We start from the raw sequence: 19672 nt of genomic DNA on the forward strand, positions 1-19672 counted from the left end.
CACGCCGACGGCGATGTTTCACGTGAAACACGAATGGGCCAACCCTCTCGGGTTGGCCCATTCGTCTGTGCGACAGCGTTACGGGTAGTGCTCACAGCGGGCGCAGCGCGGGCTCCTTCTGAACAGCCCCCAGCAGCCGGTCCAGAGCCAGCTCCACGTCTTCCTTCCAGGAGAGCGTCGTCCGCAGCTCAAGGCGCAGCCGCGGATACCGGGGGTGTGGCCGCACCGTCTTGAAGCCGACGGCCAGGAGATGGTCGGCCGGCAGCACGCACGCCGCCTCCTCCCACCGAGCGTCCCCGAACGCCTCGACCGCCTTGAAGCCCCGGCGCAGCAGATCCTTGGCGACCGTCTGGACCATCACCCGGCCGAGCCCCTGTCCCTGGTACCCCGGCAGGATGAAGGCGGTGATCAGCTGCACGGCGTCAGGAGAGACCGGACTGGTGGGGAAGGCCGTGGATCGAGGGACATACGCCGGAGGCGCGTACATCACAAAGCCGACCGGCTCGTCATCCACGTAGACGACGCGTCCGCATGATCCCCAGTCGAGCAGAACAGCCGAGATCCAGGCTTCCTTCTCCAGAGCCGACGTGCCCGCGTTTATCGCGGCTTCGCCGCTGACCGGGTCGAGCTCCCAGAAGACACACGAGCGGCAGCGCTGGGGAACGTCCTGAAGGTTGTCCAGCGTGAGCGGTACGAGCCGACGCCCCATGAAGGCAGTTCCTCGCTTCCTTCGCCCGCTGCGTCGCGGGCGGCTGTCAGGGCGCTCCGCTCCCTGAGCAGGCTGCCGACGAATCCGCCGACCGCCCCCAAGCCCAGGCCGGCAGTCACCAACCCGGAACGGCTCACGGTTCGCATGGCCCCCGCCTCCCCGATCAAGGTGCCGCCAAGTGGATGCGCCGTACCTGATCGCATCGTAACCACGATGCGATTCCATAGATACCGCCAGAAAGCAAAGAGCGGGCCGTGTTCCGGTACACACCGGACACGACCCGCTCTTGGTGGCGGGCGATCGACATCGCCGCCGCTTACCGACTCAGGCTTCGCTGTCCTCGGAGTCGTCCAGCAGACTCTTCTGGAGGACCGGGCCCATACCCGGGGCAAGGCTGCCCAGGATCCGCTCAAGGTCCTCCACCGACGCGAACTCGACGGTGATCTTGCCTTTCTTCTGGCCCAGGTCGACCTTCACGCGCGTCTCGAACCGATCCGAGAGCCGCGTCGCGAGATCGCTCAGCGCCGGGGAAAGCACGGCACCTGCGCGCGGCCCCTTGGACCGGGGTGCGGTCTGAGGCCTCGACCCCATGAGCGTGACGATCTCCTCGACGGCCCGCACCGAAAGACCCTCGGCCACGATCCGGTGAGCCAGCCTGTCCTGCTCCTCCGAGTCGTCGACGGAGAGCAGCGCCCGGGCATGTCCAGCGGACAGCACACCGGCGGCCACCCGCTTCTGGACCGAGGGCGACAGCCGCAGCAGACGCAGCGTGTTGGAGACCTGAGGACGCGAGCGGCCGATCCGGTCCGCCAGCTGGTCGTGGGTGCAGTTGAAGTCCTTGAGGAGCTGGTCGTAGGCGGCTGCCTCTTCCAGCGGGTTCAGCTGAGCCCGGTGCAGGTTCTCCAGAAGGGCGTCCAGCAGAAGCTTTTCGTCGTCCGTGGCCCGCACGATCGTCGGAATCGCTTCGAGCCCGGCCTCACGGCAGGCCCGCCAGCGCCGCTCACCCATGATGAGCTCGTACCGCCCCGGACCGACCTGACGCACGACGACGGGCTGGAGCAGTCCGACCTCCTTGATGGAGGTCACCAGCTCGGCGAGAGCATCCTCGTCGAACACCTCACGGGGCTGCCGCGGGTTCGGAGTGATCGAGTCGAGAGGCAGTTCGGCGAAGTGAGCACCGACCGGCTCTGAGGGCGTCTCCACCGTGGTGTAGGACGACGGCTCCTCTGTTTCACGTGAAACAGGAGGAAGCGTGGCCACCTTCGCCGCCGCCACTCCGCGTTCGGCCGTAAGGACGGGTACAGACGTCGGAGAAGTGGTCGCGCCACCCGCCGGCGCCATCTTCTCCCCTGTCGGGGCAGCGGGGATCAGTGCGCCGAGACCACGGCCCAACCCCCTTCGTCGTTCGCTCACTGGATCCCCTCCACCATGCTCTGACCGTTCTGTGCGCCCACATGGGCATGCTGCGCGTCGTAAGCCACTCCGACGCCGCGCAACGCAATTTCCCGTGCCGCCTCCAGATAGGAGAGGGCACCACTCGATCCTGGATCGTAAGTCAGCACCGTCTGCCCATAACTAGGAGCCTCCGAGATACGGACCGATCGCGGAATGCTCGTGCGCAGCACCTCGTCGCCGAAGTGGCTGCGCACCTCGTCCGCGACCTGGGACGCCAGTCGGGTCCGGCCGTCGTACATGGTGAGCAGGATGGTCGACACGTGCAGGTTCGGGTTCAGGTGACCGCGAACAAGATCGACGTTGCGCAGGAGCTGGCCCAGGCCCTCGAGCGCGTAGTACTCGCACTGGATCGGGATCAGCACCTCGGCTCCGGCGACCAGCGCATTGACCGTGAGGAGGCCGAGCGACGGCGGGCAGTCGATGAGGATGTAGTCCAGCGGCTGCTCGTACGCCTGGATCGCCCGCTCCAGTCGGCTCTCCCGTGCCACCAGGGACACCAGCTCGATCTCCGCACCGGCGAGATCGATCGTGGCGGGTGCACAGAAGAGGCCCTCGACGTCGGGGACCGGCTGCACGACTTCGGAGAGCGGCCTGCTGTCGATCAGCACGTCGTAGATGGACGGCACCTCGGCGTGGTGGTCGATACCCAGCGCGGTGGAGGCGTTGCCCTGTGGGTCGAGGTCGATCACCAGGACACGGCCGCCGTGCAGGGCGAGAGACGCGGCAAGGTTGACCGTGGTCGTGGTCTTACCGACCCCGCCCTTCTGGTTGGCAACCACCATGACGCGTGTCTGCTCCGGCCGTGGCAGGCCTTCGCCGGCACGGCCCAGAGCCTCCACTGCCAGTTGGGCAGCACGACCGATGGGAGTGTCGTCCATCGGGGGCGGTGTTTCACGTGAAACATCCTCCCCCATCGACTCGGTACGGGGACCGGGGACCGGATCGGTCATCGGTCCCGCGATGTTGGCGTCGGACCGCAAGGATTCACTCTCCTCGACTTCAGGCTCGCAATGAACAGAGCCTCCCATGTCTTCGGGGTCGTGAACCAGCGAGGCCCGTGGTTCTGTGGAGAAATCCACCTCTGTGGACAACTCCGCACCCTCTTCGAGTGAACCGAGAGGTCTCCGATCGCGGGGTTCGGCCGCGGCGCGGCCGCGACTGATGATGCCGTGCAGCAGTGAGCGACGTTTCACGTGAAACACGATGCCCAGCAGTCGACGGCAGAGCGGCGCGACACTCCGGTATGCATAGGTTTGGCAGCTTGTGTGGAGTACGGCTGGTCGTCAGGACGGATCAGCGGGGCGGGGTCCGACGTGACAAAAAACTCTCGGCCCCGTCATGACGGGGCCGAGAGTTTCGAATTCTGCAGGACCCTCCTGGGTCAACGGCGCCGCCGCGTCCGCGTGGTCCTGGCCGCCTTGGCCCGCTTCGCAGCGAAGCGCACTCCGCCGGGGCTCTCTCCGACCTCGACGCGCACCACGGTGGACATCGGATCCACCACGCCCTCGCCCACATGGAGGATCGACGTTCCCACCGCCCCGAGCTTGCTCAGTGCCGTGGCAGCGCTCTTCAGCTCCTCCTCGGCGGTATCGCCCTTGAGCGCGAGCATCTCGCCATAAGGCCTCAGCAGCGGAATGCCCCAGGTGGCCAGCCGGTCCAGCGGGGCGACGGCCCGAGCGGTCACCACATGCACCGGAGGCAGCTTCCCCATGACCTCCTCGGCCCGACCACGCACGACGGTCACGTGGTCGAGCCCCAGGAGCTCGACGACCTCGGTGAGGAAGGTGGTTCGCCGGAGGAGGGGCTCAAGCAGCGTGATCTTGATGTCGTCGCGGACGAGAGCCAGGGGGATGCCGGGCAGACCGGCGCCGGAGCCGACGTCGCACACGGTGACTCCCTCGGGAACGACCTCCGAGAGCACCGCGCAGTTCAGAAGGTGCCGCTCCCACAGCCGTGGCACTTCACGAGGGCCGATGAGCCCGCGCTGCACTCCCGCCTCGGCCAGCAGCTCCGCGTACCGGACCGCGTCCGCGAAGCGATCGCCGAATACCGCGCGTGCTTCCTCGGGCGTAGGGGGGAGCTCCGCTGCCTCCGTCACGGGGACCGTCCTTCCGTACCGCATAAGCGCACCGAGCGCTGACTTCCAGGACTATCAGGGACTACAGCTGCCGGGACCGCAGCTGTCGGGGGACTACCAGGCTGACAAAGTTCGGCCCCGTCTGCGCAACAGACGGGGCCGGAGGAACGTACGTACCGATCAGGCGGGAAGCACGACGACGAAGCGCTCCGGCTCCTCGCCCTCGGACTCGCTGCGCAGACCCGCGGTCTTCACCGCGTCGTGGACCACCTTGCGCTCGAAAGGCGTCATCGGCTTCAGCTTCACCGGCTCGCCGGAGCTCCGGGCGTCGGCGGCAGCCTTGGCACCGAGCTCGGAGAGCTCCTCACGCTTCTGTGCGCGGTAGCCCGCGATGTCCAGCATCAGGCGGCTGCGGTCGCCGGTCTCCCGGTGCACGGCCAGGCGCGTGAGCTCCTGGAGGGCTTCCAGTACCTCGCCGTCCCGGCCGACCAGCTTCTGCAGGTCGCGGCCACCGGCGTCGCTGATGATCGAGACAGCGGCGCGGTCGGCCTCGACATCCATGTCGATGTCGCCGTCGAGATCGGCGATGTCGAGCAGACCCTCGAGGTAGTCCGCAGCGATCTCGCCCTCCTGCTCCAGGCGGCTCAGGGTGTCGCCCTCGGCGGCGGCGGAGGTGGTGCCTTCCGTCACGGGATGGACTCCTTCTTACTTCTTGGACGGGGACTTGGGCCGCTGCGGGCCCTTGCGCCCGGACTGGGCTTTGCTGCGGGTACCGGCACCGGGCTTGGTGCCGCCGCCCGCCGACTTGGCGGTGTCGGGCTTGGCGTCCTGCGGCTCGTCGGACTTGGTGAGCGAGGTCTTCGGCTCGGCCTCTCCCGCCGGCTTGGCGGCGGCTGCCTGACGCTGCGACTTCGACTGCCGCTTCGGCTGCTGGCGCTTGGGCGCGGCTGCGGTCGTCGTGCCGTCCTCGGACTCCGTGACGGTCGCCGTCTCGCTCTTGATCACCGTGCCGTCGGCCTGGGCCGCGAGGCCGGCCTTGGTCAGGCTGTTGATGAACTTGCGCTCGAACTCGTTGCGGTCACGGCCCTTGGCGACGATGGCCTTGACGATGGCCTTCTCGCCGCGCCGGCGGATCTTGCCGTGGCTCAGCACGTGCTTCTGCAGGCGCTCCAGGTAGGCGGCCTGGGCCTTGCTGCCCGGGGTCGGGTTGTTGTGGATGACGAACATCTGCTGGCCCATGGTCCACACGTTGGTGGTCAGCCAGTAGACGAGGACACCGACCGGGAAGTTGATGCCGAAGACGGCGAACATGACCGGGAAGACGTACATCAGCATCTTCTGCTGCTGCATGAAGGGCGTCTTCACCGTGGTGTCGACGTTCTTCGTCATCAGCTGACGCTGCGTGTAGAACTGCGACGCGGACATCAGGACGATCATGATCGCGGTGACGACGCGGACGTCGGTCAGCGTGGCGCCGAGGGAGGTGACCTTCTCCGCGCTGTCGGTGAACTTGGCCGCGAGCGGAGCACCGAAGATGTGCGCCTTACGGGCGCTCTCCAGCAGCTGATCGTCGATGACGCCGATCGTCTTGCCGGTCGCGATGCCGTTGAGCACGTGGTACAGGGCGAAGAAGAACGGCGACTGCGCCAGGATGGGAAGGCACGAGGAGAGCGGGTTGGTACCCGACTCCTTGTACAGCTTCATCATCTCTTCGGACTGGCGCTGCTTGTCGTTCTTGTAGCGCTCCTGGATCTTCTTCATCTCGGGCTGCAGCGTCTGCATGGCCCGGGTCGCCTTGATCTGCTTCACGAAGAGCGGGATCAGGCAGATACGGATCAGGATCACCAGGGACACGATGGACAGGCCCCAGGCCCAGCCCGTGTCAGCTCCGAAGAGCTTTCCGTACACGGAGTGGAACTGGACGATGACCCAGGAAACGGGTGTCGTGATGAAGCTGAAAAGACTGGCAATCGTGTCCACTAATCAGGCTCCTTGAGCATGGGACGGGGTCTCGGCGGCCGGGCTCGAGGGATGGTCGGACATTCCATGCCCTTCGATGGCCGGTTCGGCGGCGGAGGTCCCGCCCTTGCGTGCGCGCCAGGCGTTGCGCAGCATTTCGTGCCACCGCGGACGCTTGCGCTGGGGAACATGGTCCACACCGCCCAGCGACCACGGATTGCACCGGAGGATGCGCCAGGCGGTGAGCGCCGTTCCCTTGACCGCACCGTGCCGGTCGATGGCCTGGTAGCCGTAGTGGGAGCACGACGGGTAGTACTTGCACACCGGCCCGAGCAACGGGCTGATGGTCCACTGGTACAGCTTGATCAGCGCCAGCAGCGGGTACTTCATCGCGCGCCCCCTCCCAGCAGCCGCTCCAGAGCGGCATCCAGGTCTCGGGCCAGCTGTGCATGGTCGGCGTCACCCGCACCGGGCAGCGCTCGTACTACTACCAGGCTACCGGGGGGCAACAGGGCCACGCGGTCCCGCATCAGGTGGCGAAGCCTGCGCTTCACCGTGTTGCGTACGACCGCTCCGCCCACGGCTTTGCTGACAACGAAACCCGCACGCGTCGGGGGAGCGCTCTCCCCAGGCGCGTGCGGGTCCGTTGCACCGCTACGTAGATGGACGACGAGAAGCGGGCGTCCGGCCCGGCGTCCTCGGCGTACCGCGGTCGCGAAGTCCTCGCGCCGCCTCAGCCGATGCTCGGTAGGCAGCACGTCATGACCTGTTAAGTGATCAGGCGGACAGGCTGGCGCGACCCTTGCCACGACGGTTCGCGAGAATCGCGCGGCCGGCACGGGTGCGCATCCGCAGGCGGAAGCCGTGGGTCTTGGCGCGACGACGGTTGTTCGGCTGGAAGGTGCGCTTGCTCACTCGGGGGCTCCAGAAAGAATCGGTGGTGGCGGGGTGCCGTCCTGGCTGTCACCGTGCGCCCACGAGTAGCTCGTATTACGCCCGAGTGCACCGCTTCCCGATCACGGAACGTGACCTGTGCCCATCGGAGGCAGGCGGCAGCAGCCATCGACAACTCGACCTGGTTACGGTACGCGCGGCTACGCCATCCGGTCAAACCAGCGCTTGCCGGGGGACACTATCCACAGGCTGGGGACAACAACTTGAACCGCATGGGTCGCCCTGACTACCGTGGCTGAACTCCGATTCGTTCCCTTCTCCCTGCGCCATCTGATTCGTGCCCCCCTGCCCCACCCGAGTTACATCCCGACCTGTTCCCAGAACCACACGTTCGTGGGACCCATGAGAGAGCGTGCCCTGTGGCTGACGTACCTGCCGATCTTGCCGCAGTGTGGCCACGAGTACTGGAACAACTCCTCGGTGAGGGCCGTGGACAGGGTGTCGAGGCGAAGGACGAGCACTGGATCAAGCGCTGCCAGCCCCTGGCTCTCGTGGCGGACACGGCGCTGCTCGCCGTTCCGAACGAGTTCGCGAAGGGCGTACTCGAGGGCAGGCTCGCGCCCGTCGTCAGTGAGACCCTGAGCCGCGAGTGCGGCCGTCCGATCCGTATCGCGATCACCGTCGACGACTCCGCGGGCGAGCCGCCGGGGTCGCCTGCCCCGCCCCGTTACGAGGAAGCCGAGCAGCCGACCGGACCGGACCAGGCCCGCGACGCCTACGACGGCCAGGGCCGCGACGGACGCGAGGGATACGAGGCACAGGGACGCGACAGCCGCGACAGCCGCGACGGACGTGACACCGGTCACGGCCGTGACAGCCGTGACAGCCGCGACGGGCACGGCGGCCAGGGCGGCCGCCACTCGCGCGACAACCGCGACGGTTACGACGGCCAGGGACGCGACGAGCGGAACCCGTACGACAGCCAGGGCCGCGACGGCTACGAGCGCTACGGCCGGCACCGCGCCGACGACCACCGGACCGGACGGGCCGATCAGCTGCCCGGCGGTCCCGGCGACCATCTGCCGACCGCGCGCCCCGCCTACCCCGACTACCAGCGTCCCGAGCCGGGCGCCTGGCCGCGTCCGTCGCAGGACGACTACGGCTGGCAGCAGCAGCGGCTCGGCTTCCCCGACCGCGACCCGTACGCGTCGCCCCCGCAGGACTACCGACCGCAGTCGATGGAGCGCCCGCCCTACGACCAGCAGCGGCAGGACTACGAGCAGGGACGCGCCGACTACGAGCAGCAGCGCTCCGACTACGACCAGCGCGACAGCCGGCGCGACCTGGACCGGCGTGATCTTCCGGAGCCGCCGTCGCCCTCGGGCAGCGGCCACGTGCACCGCGGCGGCCCGGTGGGGCCCTCCTCGGCGAGCGGTGCCCCCGGTCCACTGGCGGCCCAGCCCGCGCCGGCGGCGGGCCCCGGCGAGCCCACCGCCCGGCTCAACCCGAAGTACCTCTTCGACACCTTCGTGATCGGCGCCTCGAACCGGTTCGCGCACGCCGCCGCGGTCGCCGTCGCCGAGGCGCCCGCGAAGGCGTACAACCCCCTCTTCATCTATGGGGAGTCGGGGCTCGGCAAGACGCACCTGCTGCACGCGATCGGGCACTACGCGCGCAGCCTCTATCCGGGCACCCGCGTGCGGTACGTGAGCTCGGAGGAGTTCACCAACGAGTTCATCAACTCGATCCGCGACGGCAAGGGCGACAGCTTCCGCAAGCGGTACCGCGAGATGGACATCCTGCTCGTCGACGACATCCAGTTCCTCGCGGACAAGGAGTCGACGCAGGAGGAGTTCTTCCACACGTTCAACACGCTCCACAACGCGAACAAGCAGATCGTGCTGTCCTCGGACCGGCCGCCCAAGCAGTTGGTGACGCTGGAGGACCGGCTGCGGAACCGTTTCGAGTGGGGCCTGATCACGGACGTCCAGCCGCCCGAGCTGGAGACGCGTATCGCCATCCTCCGTAAGAAGGCGGTGCAGGAGCAGCTCAACGCCCCGCCGGAGGTGCTCGAGTTCATCGCGTCCCGGATCTCGCGGAACATCCGCGAGCTGGAGGGCGCGCTGATCCGGGTGACGGCGTTCGCGTCGCTCAACCGGCAGCCGGTGGACCTCGGGCTCACCGAGATCGTGCTCAAGGACCTGATCCCGGGCGGCGAGGACTCGTCCCCCGAGATCACCGCGCCCGCCATCATGGCCGCCACCGCCGACTACTTCGGTCTCACGGTGGACGACCTGTGCGGCTCCTCGCGCAGCCGGGTCCTGGTGACGGCACGCCAGATCGCCATGTACCTGTGCCGGGAACTCACGGACCTCTCCCTGCCGAAGATCGGCGCGCAGTTCGGCGGCCGCGACCACACGACGGTCATGCACGCCGACCGGAAGATCCGCGCGCTGATGGCCGAGCGCCGCTCGATCTACAACCAGGTCACCGAGCTCACCAACCGCATCAAGAACGGCTGACGCCGGAGCGGTACGGAGTCGAAGGCGCCCCCGGGACGAGTTCCCGGGGGCGCCTTTCGTTGTGCCCGTGCGGCGGCCACGAGCCCTCGGCCCCTCGCGTCCCCGGGGCGCGTTCTCCCCGCGGCTGTGGAGCCGCCGTACGGCTCCGGATCACGCTCCGCGGCGTTCTCCCGCGCCCCCGATGCATCCCCGAAAGGGGTTCCGGGGCCTTTCCGACCTCCTCCGGAGCCGTTCCGGACGTCGATCCGGGCCGTCGCACCGACGCACAACCGTCATCCACTGTTCGAATAGGGGCGTGGTTACGGCCGCCCTCCACAGATCCGGTGACTTTCTCGCGTCCACACCCTGGGGACCCGGAAGTTGTCCAGACCGTGTCCACAGGGGGCGCTGTTGAAAGACCATCAGACCAGGTCAGGTGGTTGTGGATTGGTGGACGACGGATCTCCACAGACTGTGGACGAAAAAATGATCCACAGGGTGGGGACGAAGTTGTCCACCGGCGGCCCACAGGCACGAGCCGGTTGTCCCCAGCCTCTCGTACCTTCTCCACATGCCTGTCCACTGTTCGGCAACGTGACGCGCCTCCTCACCGGGTCGAGTGAAAGGCGTCACACCAAGGTGTCGGGTTGGCCTGTGGGGAACGTGGGTAAAACTGGGGACGGCGCTGGGGAGAAGTGCCCCGAGCCTGTGCATCGGGTGTGCAGAACTTTTCCCCGTCCACAGCGGACCCCGGTTGTCCACCGCCGTCGCCCACAGGCCCGGTGGACAAAATTTGCCCTTTGAGCTGCGAAAACGGGGTTATCCACGGTTTCCACAGCCCCTACTACTACTCCCAACTAGAGAGAGCTGGGAATCCGTTTCGAAGAGGGGGCTGTGCACAACTCGGGGTCGGGAGCTCCGGTGCCGCTCGGCACGACTTGACCGAGGGGGGCGCCGACTGTCAGTGCGGTGCGTCAGACTGGTCCCCGGTGTCCTTCCCGTCACAGGGACCGACGACACCGAGTCAGACAGCGAAGGCCAGCAGGGCGAGAGCGCCGGCAACAGACGGAGGCGGCAACGGTGAAGATCCGGGTGGAACGCGACGTACTCGCGGAGGCAGTGGCCTGGGCGGCACGCAGCCTCCCGGCCCGTCCGCCGGCGCCTGTCCTCGCCGGCCTCCTGCTGAAGGCCGAGGGCGGCTCCCTGAGCCTGTCCAGCTTCGACTACGAGGTCTCGGCGCGGGTCTCCGTGGATGCCGAGATCGACGAGGAGGGGACGGTCCTCGTCTCCGGCCGCCTCCTCGCGGACATCTGCCGCGCCCTCCCCAACCGGCCGGTGGAGATTTCCACAGACGGTGTACGGGCGACTGTGGTCTGCGGCTCCTCCCGGTTCACCCTCCACACCCTGCCTGTGGAGGAGTACCCGGCGCTGCCGCAGATGCCTTCCGCGACCGGCACCGTTCCCGGCGAGGTGTTCGCCTCCGCCGCCGCCCAGGTCGCCATCGCCGCCGGCCGTGACGACACGCTGCCGGTCCTGACCGGTGTGCGCATCGAGATCGAGGGCGACACCGTCACCCTGGCCTCCACCGACCGCTACCGCTTCGCCGTCCGCGAGTTCCTGTGGAAGCCGGAGAACCCGGAGGCGTCCGCCGTCGCCCTGGTGCCCGCCAAGACGCTCCTGGACACCGCCAAGGCGCTCACGAGCGGCGACAACGTGATCCTGGCGCTGTCCGGCTCGGGCGCGGGTGAGGGGCTCATCGGTTTCGAGGGCGCCGGCCGTCGCACGACCACCCGTCTGCTCGAAGGCGACCTGCCGAAGTACCGCACGCTGTTCCCGACGGAGTTCAACTCCATCGCCGTCATCGAGACCGCCCCCTTCGTGGAGGCCGTCAAGCGCGTGGCCCTGGTCGCCGAGCGGAACACCCCGGTGCGGCTCAGCTTCGAGCAGGGCGTGCTCATCCTGGAGGCCGGCTCCAGCGACGACGCACAGGCTGTGGAAAGGGTCGACGCTCAACTGGAGGGCGACGACATCTCGATCGCCTTCAACCCGACGTTCCTGCTCGACGGGCTGAGCGCCATCGACTCGCCCGTCGCCCAGCTCTCCTTCACGACCTCGACCAAGCCCGCGCTCCTCAGCGGCAGGCCCGCGGTGGACGCCGAGGCGGACGAGGCCTACAAGTACCTGATCATGCCGGTGCGGCTCAGCGGCTGAGCCCGACGGGCCGGGACCGCAGGTGGGCGTACGTCTGAGCGGCTATGCCCACAGGTGTGCGTGAGCGTCCGGGTTTAGGCTCGGACGAGGCACGAAAGTGCCCTCACGCCACGTCGCAAACCAAAGGAACAACTGATGGAGCTCGGTCTCGTCGGCCTCGGCAAGATGGGCGGCAACATGCGCGAGCGGATTCGCCGCGCAGGCCACACCGTCATCGGATACGACCGCAACCCGGACGTCGCCGATGTCCACAGCCTGGAAGAGCTTGTGGGCAGGCTCAAGGGCCCGCGCGTGGTGTGGGTGATGGTCCCGGCCGGTGCCGCGACCCAGTCCACCATCGATGAGCTGGCCGCCCTCCTGCAGCCGGGAGACGTCGTTGTGGACGGCGGGAACTCCCGCTGGACCGACGACGAGAAGCACGCCGTCGAGCTGGGCATCAAGGGCATCGGCTTCGTCGACTGCGGAGTCTCGGGCGGTGTCTGGGGCCTGGAGAACGGCTACGCGCTGATGTACGGCGGCGACGCGGAGAACGTGGCGAAGGTGCAGCCGGTCTTCGACGCGCTCAAGCCGGAGGGCGACTTCGGAGCGGTGCACGCCGGCAAGGTGGGCGCCGGCCACTTCGCGAAGATGGTCCACAACGGCATCGAGTACGCGATGATGCAGGCCTACGCCGAGGGCTGGGAGCTGCTGGAGAAGGTCGACTCCGTCACCGACGTGCGCGAGGTCTTCCGTTCCTGGCAGGAGGGCACGGTCATCCGCTCCTGGCTGCTGGACCTCGCGGTCAACGCCCTGGACGAGGACGAGCACCTGGAGAAGCTCAAGGGCTTCGCACAGGACTCCGGTGAGGGCCGCTGGACGGTCGAGGCGGCCATCGACAACGCGGTCCCGCTGCCGGCGATCACCGCGTCGCTGTTCGCCCGCTTCGCCTCCCGGCAGGACGACTCGCCGCAGATGAAGATGATCGCCGCGCTGCGCAACCAGTTCGGCGGGCACGCCGTCGAGAAGAGCTGATCCACAGCCTGGGGGCACCGCCCCCGGGGAACGGCCCGGCTGTCCACAGCCGGGGACGACCGAGGGCCGGGGCGGACCCGGCCCTCGGGGAGACACCCGAAGTACCACGTTGGGGGAGGTCGGCGAACGACCATGCACGTCACGCATCTGTCGCTGGCCGACTTCCGCTCGTACACCGGAGTCGAGGTCCCGCTCGACGCCGGCGTCACCGCCTTCGTCGGCCCGAACGGGCAGGGCAAGACCAATCTCGTCGAGGCGGTCGGCTATCTCGCCACCCTCGGCAGCCACCGGGTCTCCTCGGACGCGCCCCTGGTGCGCATGGGCGCCGACCGCGCGATCATCCGGGCCAACGTCCGGCAGGGCGAACGCCAGCAGCTCGTGGAACTCGAGCTGAATCCCGGCAAGGCCAACCGGGCCCGCATCAACAGATCCTCGCAGGTCAGGCCCCGTGACGTGCTCGGCATCGTGCGGACGGTGCTCTTCGCGCCGGAGGACCTCGCCCTGGTCAAGGGCGACCCCGGGGAGCGGCGCCGCTTCCTCGACGAACTGATCACCGCACGGTCCCCGCGCATGGCGGGCGTCCGCTCGGACTACGACCGCGTCCTCAGGCAGCGCAACACCCTCCTGAAGTCGGCGGCGCTCGCCCGCCGTCACGGCGGCCGCACCCTGGACCTGTCCACGCTCGACGTGTGGGACCAGCACCTCGCGCGCGTGGGCGCCGAACTGCTCGCCCAGCGGCTCGACCTGGTCTCCGCGGTCCAGCCCCTCGCCGACAAGGCGTACGAGCAGCTGGCGCCGGGCGGCGGTCCCCTCGCACTGGAGTACAAGCCCTCCGCGCCGGAGATCGTCGGCCACGCACGCGAGGAGCTGTACGAGCAGCTCATGGCGGCCCTCCTGGAGGCACGCAAGCAGGAGATCGAACGGGGCGTGACCCTGGTGGGCCCGCACCGCGACGAACTGCTGCTCAAGCTCGGACAGCTGCCGGCGAAGGGCTACGCGTCGCACGGGGAGTCGTGGTCCTACGCGCTGGCGCTGCGCCTGGCCTCGTACGACCTGCTCAGGGCCGAGGGCAACGAACCGGTGCTCGTCCTGGACGACGTGTTCGCCGAGCTCGACACCCGGCGCCGTGAGCGCCTCGCCGAGCTGGTCGCGCCGGGCGAGCAGGTGCTCGTGACGGCCGCGGTGGACGACGACGTGCCAGGCGTCCTCATGGGGACCCGGTTCGCCGTGTCCGAGGGCCGGGTGGAGCGCGTATGACGGAGAACACACCGGGAGCGGCGGGGGACGGCCCCGCCGGCGGGACCGGCGGGGCGAAGAAGGTGCCGGAGCCGTCGGGCGTCGACCTGGCGCGGGTGGCCCTGCGGGCCGCGAAGGAACAGGCACGCGCGCGGGGGGACGCGGCCCAGCAGAAGAAGCAGGCCCGGCGCGGCGGCGGCCTGCGCTCCGGTGCGCGGGCCGACGGCCGCGATCCGATGGCCCTGGGCGCCGCGATCAACCGGCTGCTCACCGAGCGCGGCTGGGAGGCCCCGGCGGCGGTGGGCGGTGTGATGGGCCGCTGGCCGCAGATCGTCGGGGACGACCTGGCCAAGCACTGCGTGCCCCAGAAGTACGACGAGGACGAGCGCGTCCTGACGGTCCAGTGCGACTCGACGGCCTGGGCGACCCAGCTGCGGCTGCTCGCCCCGCAGCTGGTGGCACGCCTGAACGAGGACCTCGGACACGGTGCGGTCAGGGTGATCAAGGTGCTCGGTCCCGGCGGCCCCGCCCGTCGCTATGGCCCCTTGCGCGCCCCGGGAAGCACCGGTCCCGGTGACACCTACGGGTGACCTGACTCGTCAGTAGCTGGGGGTTGACACCCGGAAGCGCTGAGTGCCTCTGTGAGCCTCTTGGAGCCCCGCTCCGCATATGGGGAGTCGGGCGAGACCGGTTGAGGGCGGCACATGCGGACTCAGGTACCGGCAAACCCCCATCACTGTCGGCGCTACCGGTAGACTGGAAGCCAATCCCGCCCCGCTTGCGGGGAGCTTCGGGAAAAGGTGTGCAAGGCAGGCTTACCAACGCAACACGCCGCAGCCGCTCCGGCCACCGCCGGAAGCTTGGTTCGTGCTGTGCCAGAAAGGGCGCTTCGTGGCCGATTCCGGCAACCCCAACGAGAACATCGCCGCTACTGAGACGGATGAGGAGGGCACGGCGTCCCGCGTGGAAGCGCACACCGGCACAGCCGAGGCCCCCGGCGTGGCCTACGACGCCAGCGCCATCACCGTCCTCGAAGGCCTGGACGCCGTCCGCAAGCGGCCCGGCATGTACATCGGCTCGACCGGTGAGCGCGGACTCCACCACCTGGTGTACGAGGTCGTCGACAACTCCGTCGACGAGGCCCTGGCCGGCCACGCGGACACGATCGAGGTCACGATCCTCGCCGACGGCGGTGTGCGGGTCGTGGACAACGGCCGCGGCATCCCGGTGGGCATCGTCCCGTCCGAGGGCAAGCCCGCCGTCGAGGTCGTGCTGACCGTGCTGCACGCGGGCGGCAAGTTCGGCGGCGGCGGCTACGCGGTCTCCGGTGGTCTGCACGGCGTGGGTGTCTCCGTCGTGAACGCGCTGTCGACGAAGGTGGCCGTCGAGGTCAGGACCGACGGCTACCGCTGGACGCAGGACTACAAGCTGGGCGTGCCGACGGCTCCGCTGGCCCAGCACGAGGCCACCGAGGTGACGGGCACCTCGGTCACCTTCTGGGCCGACGGCGACATCTTCGAGACCACGGACTACTCCTTCGAGACGCTGTCGCGGCGCTTCCAGGAGATGGCGTTCCTCAACAAGGGCTTGACGATCAAGCTCACCGACGAGCGCGACTCCGCGAAGGCCGTGACCGGGGCGGACGAGGCGGGTGCGGACGAGAAGGACGAGGTCAAGACCGTCACGTACCACTACGAAGGCGGCATCGTCGACTTCGTGAAGTACCTCAACTCCCGCAAGGGCGAGGTCATCCACCCCACCGTGATCGACATCGAGGCCGAGGACAAGGAGCGCCTGCTCTCCCTCGAGGTCGCGATGCAGTGGAACAGCGGTTACAGCGAGGGTGTGTACTCCTTCGCCAACACCATCCACACGCACGAGGGCGGTACCCACGAAGAGGGCTTCCGGGCCGCTCTGACGGGTCTGATCAACCGGTACGCGCGCGACAAGAAGCTGCTGCGCGAGAAGGACGACAACCTCACGGGCGACGACATCCGCGAGGGTCTGACGGCGATCATCTCGATCAAGCTGGGCGAGCCGCAGTTCGAGGGCCAGACCAAGACGAAGCTCGGCAACACCGAGGCGAAGACCTTCGTCCAGAAGGTGGTCCACGAGCACATCAGCGACTGGCTGGACCGCAACCCGAACGAGGCCGCGGACATCATCCGCAAGTCGATCCAGGCGGCCACCGCGCGCGTGGCGGCCCGCAAGGCCCGCGACCTCACCCGCCGCAAGGGTCTCCTGGAGTCGGCGTCCCTGCCGGGCAAGCTCTCCGACTGCCAGTCGAACGACCCCACCAAGTGCGAGATCTTCATCGTCGAGGGTGACTCCGCCGGCGGTTCGGCCAAGTCCGGCCGCAACCCGCAGTACCAGGCGATCCTCCCGATCCGAGGAAAGATCCTCAACGTCGAGAAGGCGCGGATCGACAAGATCCTGCAGAACCAGGAGATCCAGGCGCTGATCTCGGCCTTCGGCACCGGAGTCCACGAGGACTTCGACATCGAGAAGCTCCGCTATCACAAGATCATCCTGATGGCGGACGCCGACGTCGACGGCCAGCACATCAACACCCTGCTGCTGACCTTCCTGTTCCGCTTCATGCGGCCGCTGGTCGAGGCCGGGCACGTGTTCCTCTCGCGGCCTCCGCTCTACAAGATCAAGTGGGGCCGGGACGACTTCGAGTACGCGTACTCGGACCGCGAGCGCGACGCCCTGATCGAGCTCGGCCGCCAGTCGGGCAAGCGCGTCAGGGAGGACTCGATCCAGCGCTTCAAGGGTCTCGGTGAGATGAACGCCGAGGAGCTGCGCATCACGACCATGGACCAGGAGCACCGCGTCCTCGGCCAGGTCACGCTGGACGACGCCGCCCAGGCCGACGACCTGTTCTCGGTCCTCATGGGCGAGGACGTCGAAGCACGCCGCGCGTTCATCCAGCGCAACGCCAAGGACGTCCGCTTCCTCGACATCTGAGTCGGTCTCAGCTGACCGCCGCAGAAAGGATCTTCACCAGCAATGGCCGACGAGAACATTCCGAGCACTCCTGACGAAGAGGGCGAGATCGCCCTGCGCGTCGAGCCCGTCGGGCTCGAGACCGAGATGCAGCGCTCCTACCTCGACTACGCGATGTCCGTCATCGTGTCGCGCGCGCTGCCCGACGTACGGGACGGCCTCAAGCCCGTCCACCGCCGCGTGCTGTACGCGATGTACGACGGCGGCTACCGGCCCGAGAAGGGCTTCTACAAGTGCGCCCGTGTCGTCGGCGACGTCATGGGCAACTACCACCCGCACGGCGACTCCTCGATCTACGACGCGCTGGTGCGCCTCGCGCAGCCGTGGTCGATGCGGATGCCGCTGGTGGACTCCAACGGCAACTTCGGATCTCCCGGCAACGACCCGGCGGCCGCGATGCGGTACACCGAGTGCAAGATGATGCCGCTGTCCATGGAGATGGTCCGCGACATCGACGAGGAGACCGTCGACTTCACGGACAACTACGACGGCCGCTCCCAGGAGCCGACCGTCCTGCCGGCCCGCTTCCCGAACCTGCTGATCAACGGCTCCGCCGGTATCGCGGTCGGCATGGCGACCAACATCCCGCCGCACAACCTGCGCGAGGTCGCGGCCGGCGCCCAGTGGTACCTGGAGAACCCGGAGGCCTCGCACGAGGAGCTCCTGGACGCGCTGATCGAGCGCATCAAGGGCCCCGACTTCCCGAGCGGCGCCCTCGTGGTGGGCCGCAAGGGCATCGAGGAGGCGTACCGCACCGGCCGCGGCTCCATCACGATGCGCGCGGTCGTCGAGGTCGAGGAGATCCAGAACCGCCAGTGCCTGGTGGTCACGGAGCTCCCCTACCAGGTGAACCCCGACAACCTCGCGCAGAAGATCGCCGACCTGGTCAAGGACGGCAAGATCGGCGGCATCGCCGACGTCCGCGACGAGACGTCGTCCCGCACCGGCCAGCGCCTGGTCATCGTCCTGAAGCGCGACGCGGTCGCCAAGGTCGTGCTGAACAACCTGTACAAGCACACCGACCTGCAGACGAACTTCGGCGCCAACATGCTGGCGCTCGTCGACGGTGTGCCGCGCACCCTCTCCCTGGACGCGTTCATCCGGCACTGGGTGGCGCACCAGATCGAGGTCATCGTCCGCCGTACGAAGTTCCGGCTGCGCAAGGCCGAGGAGCGCGCGCACATCCTGCGCGGTCTCCTGAAGGCACTGGACGCCATCGACGAGGTCATCGCGCTGATCCGGCGCAGCGACACCGTCGACATCGCGCGCGAAGGCCTGATGGGCCTCCTGGAGATCGACGAGATCCAGGCCAACGCCATCCTGGAGATGCAGCTGCGCCGGCTGGCCGCCCTGGAGCGCCAGAAGATCATCCAGGAGCACGACGAGCTCCAGGCCAAGATCCGCGAGTACAACGAGATCCTCGCCTCGCCGGTGCGTCAGCGCGGCATCATCAGCGAGGAACTCGCCGCGATCGTCGAGAAGTTCGGCGACGACCGCCGCTCCAAGCTGGTGCCCTTCGACGGTGACATGTCCATCGAGGACCTGATCGCCGAAGAGGACATCGTCGTCACCATCACGCGCGGTGGCTACATCAAGCGGACCAAGACCGAGGACTACCGTTCGCAGAAGCGCGGCGGCAAGGGCGTACGCGGTACGAAGCTGAAGCAGGACGACATCGTCGACCACTTCTTCGTGTCCACGACGCACCACTGGCTGCTGTTCTTCACGAACAAGGGCCGCGTCTACCGGGCGAAGGCGTACGAACTGCCGGACGCCGGCCGCGAGGCGCGCGGGCAGCACGTCGCCAACCTGCTCGCCTTCCAGCCGGACGAGGCGATCGCCGAGATCCTCGCGATCCGCGACTACGAGGCCGCGCCCTACCTGGTCCTCGCGACCAAGGGGGGTCTGGTCAAGAAGACGTCTCTGAAGGATTACGACTCACCGCGTTCCGGCGGCGTGATCGCGATCAATCTCCGGGAGACGGAGAGCGGTTCCGACGACGAACTGATCGGTGCGGAGCTGGTTTCGGCAGAAGACGATCTGCTGTTGATCAGCAAGAAGGCGCAGTCGATCCGGTTCACGGCCACCGATGACGCTTTGCGTCCGATGGGCCGTGCCACCTCGGGTGTCAAGGGCATGAGTTTCCGCGAGGGGGACGAGCTGCTCTCGATGAATGTTGTTCGACCCGGTACGTTCGTGTTCACTGCTACGGACGGCGGGTACGCGAAGCGGACCGCCGTCGACGAGTACCGCGTTCAGGGTCGCGGCGGTCTGGGTATCAAGGCCGCCAAGATCGTCGAGGACCGCGGCTCCCTCGTCGGTGCGCTGGTGGTCGAGGAGACCGACGAGATCCTCGCCATCACGCTGTCCGGCGGTGTGATTCGTACGCGAGTCAACGAGGTCAGGGAGACGGGCCGTGACACCATGGGCGTCCAACTGATCAACCTGGGCAAGCGCGATGCCGTGGTCGGCATCGCTCGGAACGCCGAGGCCGGTCGCGAAGCGGAGGAAGTCGACGGCGTGGACGCCGAGGACGAGTCCGCCGAGGGCGTCGCGGTCGCCGGAACGGACGAGGGCGAGCAGTCCCCGGCCGAGTAGCGAGGAGTGAGT

General features: G+C 68.1%; 16 protein-coding genes. 7 read left to right on the forward strand and 9 right to left on the reverse strand.

Annotation, left to right across the window (positions count from 1 at the left end; genetic code table 11):
- Positions 1 to 91: 91 nt before the first annotated feature.
- From ACZ4NT_RS13855 to rpmH, 9 genes are all read right to left on the reverse strand, one after another.
- Positions 92 to 709: a GNAT family N-acetyltransferase gene (locus ACZ4NT_RS13855; RefSeq protein ID WP_121404996.1), complete on the reverse strand. Its 618-nt coding sequence runs from the start codon at positions 707 to 709 to the stop codon at positions 92 to 94.
- 324 nt (positions 710 to 1033) lie between these two features.
- Positions 1034 to 2122, reverse strand: coding sequence for a ParB/RepB/Spo0J family partition protein (locus tag ACZ4NT_RS13860; RefSeq protein ID WP_467725340.1), 1089 nt, complete (start codon positions 2120 to 2122; stop codon positions 1034 to 1036).
- Positions 2119 to 3192, reverse strand: coding sequence for a ParA family protein (locus ACZ4NT_RS13865; RefSeq protein ID WP_121404998.1), 1074 nt, complete (start codon positions 3190 to 3192; stop codon positions 2119 to 2121). Before ACZ4NT_RS13865 ends, ACZ4NT_RS13860 begins: the two co-directional genes overlap by 4 nt.
- Before the next feature lie 353 nt (positions 3193 to 3545).
- Complete coding sequence (gene rsmG, locus ACZ4NT_RS13870; RefSeq protein WP_121404999.1) at positions 3546 to 4262, reverse strand: 16S rRNA (guanine(527)-N(7))-methyltransferase RsmG; 717 nt, start codon at positions 4260 to 4262, stop codon at positions 3546 to 3548.
- 159 nt (positions 4263 to 4421) lie between these two features.
- Positions 4422 to 4931 (reverse strand): R3H domain-containing nucleic acid-binding protein, encoded by a 510-nt coding sequence (locus ACZ4NT_RS13875; RefSeq protein WP_121405000.1) that lies wholly within the window; start codon positions 4929 to 4931, stop codon positions 4422 to 4424.
- 15 nt (positions 4932 to 4946) lie between these two features.
- Positions 4947 to 6221 carry a membrane protein insertase YidC gene (gene yidC, locus ACZ4NT_RS13880; protein WP_121405001.1) on the reverse strand — a complete coding sequence of 425 codons (1275 nt, stop codon included), beginning with the start codon at positions 6219 to 6221 and terminating at the stop codon, positions 4947 to 4949.
- Between the two features lie 3 nt (positions 6222 to 6224).
- Positions 6225 to 6590: a membrane protein insertion efficiency factor YidD gene (yidD, locus tag ACZ4NT_RS13885; RefSeq protein WP_121405002.1), complete on the reverse strand. Its 366-nt coding sequence runs from the start codon at positions 6588 to 6590 to the stop codon at positions 6225 to 6227.
- Entirely contained in the window at positions 6587 to 6958 is a 372-nt protein-coding gene (rnpA, locus tag ACZ4NT_RS13890) for a ribonuclease P protein component (RefSeq protein WP_121405003.1), read from the reverse strand. The genes yidD and rnpA overlap by 4 nt, the downstream gene beginning before the upstream one ends.
- Before the next feature lie 19 nt (positions 6959 to 6977).
- Complete coding sequence (gene rpmH, locus ACZ4NT_RS13895; RefSeq protein WP_006381191.1) at positions 6978 to 7115, reverse strand: 50S ribosomal protein L34; 138 nt, start codon at positions 7113 to 7115, stop codon at positions 6978 to 6980.
- A gap of 398 nt (positions 7116 to 7513) precedes the next feature.
- Here rpmH and dnaA point away from each other — a divergent pair, with 398 nt between their 5' ends.
- The 7 genes from dnaA to gyrA all read left to right on the forward strand — a co-directional run bounded on the left by dnaA (position 7514) and on the right by gyrA (position 19660).
- A complete protein-coding gene (gene dnaA / locus ACZ4NT_RS13900; protein ID WP_467725344.1) occupies positions 7514 to 9616 on the forward strand; it encodes a chromosomal replication initiator protein DnaA in 2103 nt (700 codons plus the stop codon).
- Positions 9617 to 10675: 1059 nt separating this feature from the next.
- Positions 10676 to 11806: a DNA polymerase III subunit beta gene (gene dnaN, locus ACZ4NT_RS13905; RefSeq protein ID WP_121405006.1), complete on the forward strand. Its 1131-nt coding sequence runs from the start codon at positions 10676 to 10678 to the stop codon at positions 11804 to 11806.
- Positions 11807 to 11941: 135 nt separating this feature from the next.
- Entirely contained in the window at positions 11942 to 12817 is an 876-nt protein-coding gene (gnd, locus tag ACZ4NT_RS13910) for a phosphogluconate dehydrogenase (NAD(+)-dependent, decarboxylating) (RefSeq protein ID WP_121405007.1), read from the forward strand.
- A gap of 132 nt (positions 12818 to 12949) precedes the next feature.
- Positions 12950 to 14074, forward strand: coding sequence for a DNA replication/repair protein RecF (gene recF, locus ACZ4NT_RS13915; RefSeq protein ID WP_121405008.1), 1125 nt, complete (start codon positions 12950 to 12952; stop codon positions 14072 to 14074).
- Positions 14071 to 14643, forward strand: coding sequence for a DciA family protein (locus ACZ4NT_RS13920; RefSeq protein WP_121405009.1), 573 nt, complete (start codon positions 14071 to 14073; stop codon positions 14641 to 14643). Before recF ends, ACZ4NT_RS13920 begins: the two co-directional genes overlap by 4 nt.
- 277 nt (positions 14644 to 14920) lie before the next feature.
- On the forward strand, positions 14921 to 17023 hold the full coding sequence (gyrB, locus tag ACZ4NT_RS13925; protein ID WP_467725346.1) for a DNA topoisomerase (ATP-hydrolyzing) subunit B: 2103 nt from the start codon (positions 14921 to 14923) through the stop codon (positions 17021 to 17023).
- 42 nt (positions 17024 to 17065) lie between these two features.
- Positions 17066 to 19660: a DNA gyrase subunit A gene (gene gyrA, locus ACZ4NT_RS13930; RefSeq protein ID WP_467725348.1), complete on the forward strand. Its 2595-nt coding sequence runs from the start codon at positions 17066 to 17068 to the stop codon at positions 19658 to 19660.
- The last annotated feature ends 12 nt before the right edge of the window (positions 19661 to 19672 follow it).

This window comes from Streptomyces sp. NPDC026417, assembly GCF_055567695.1.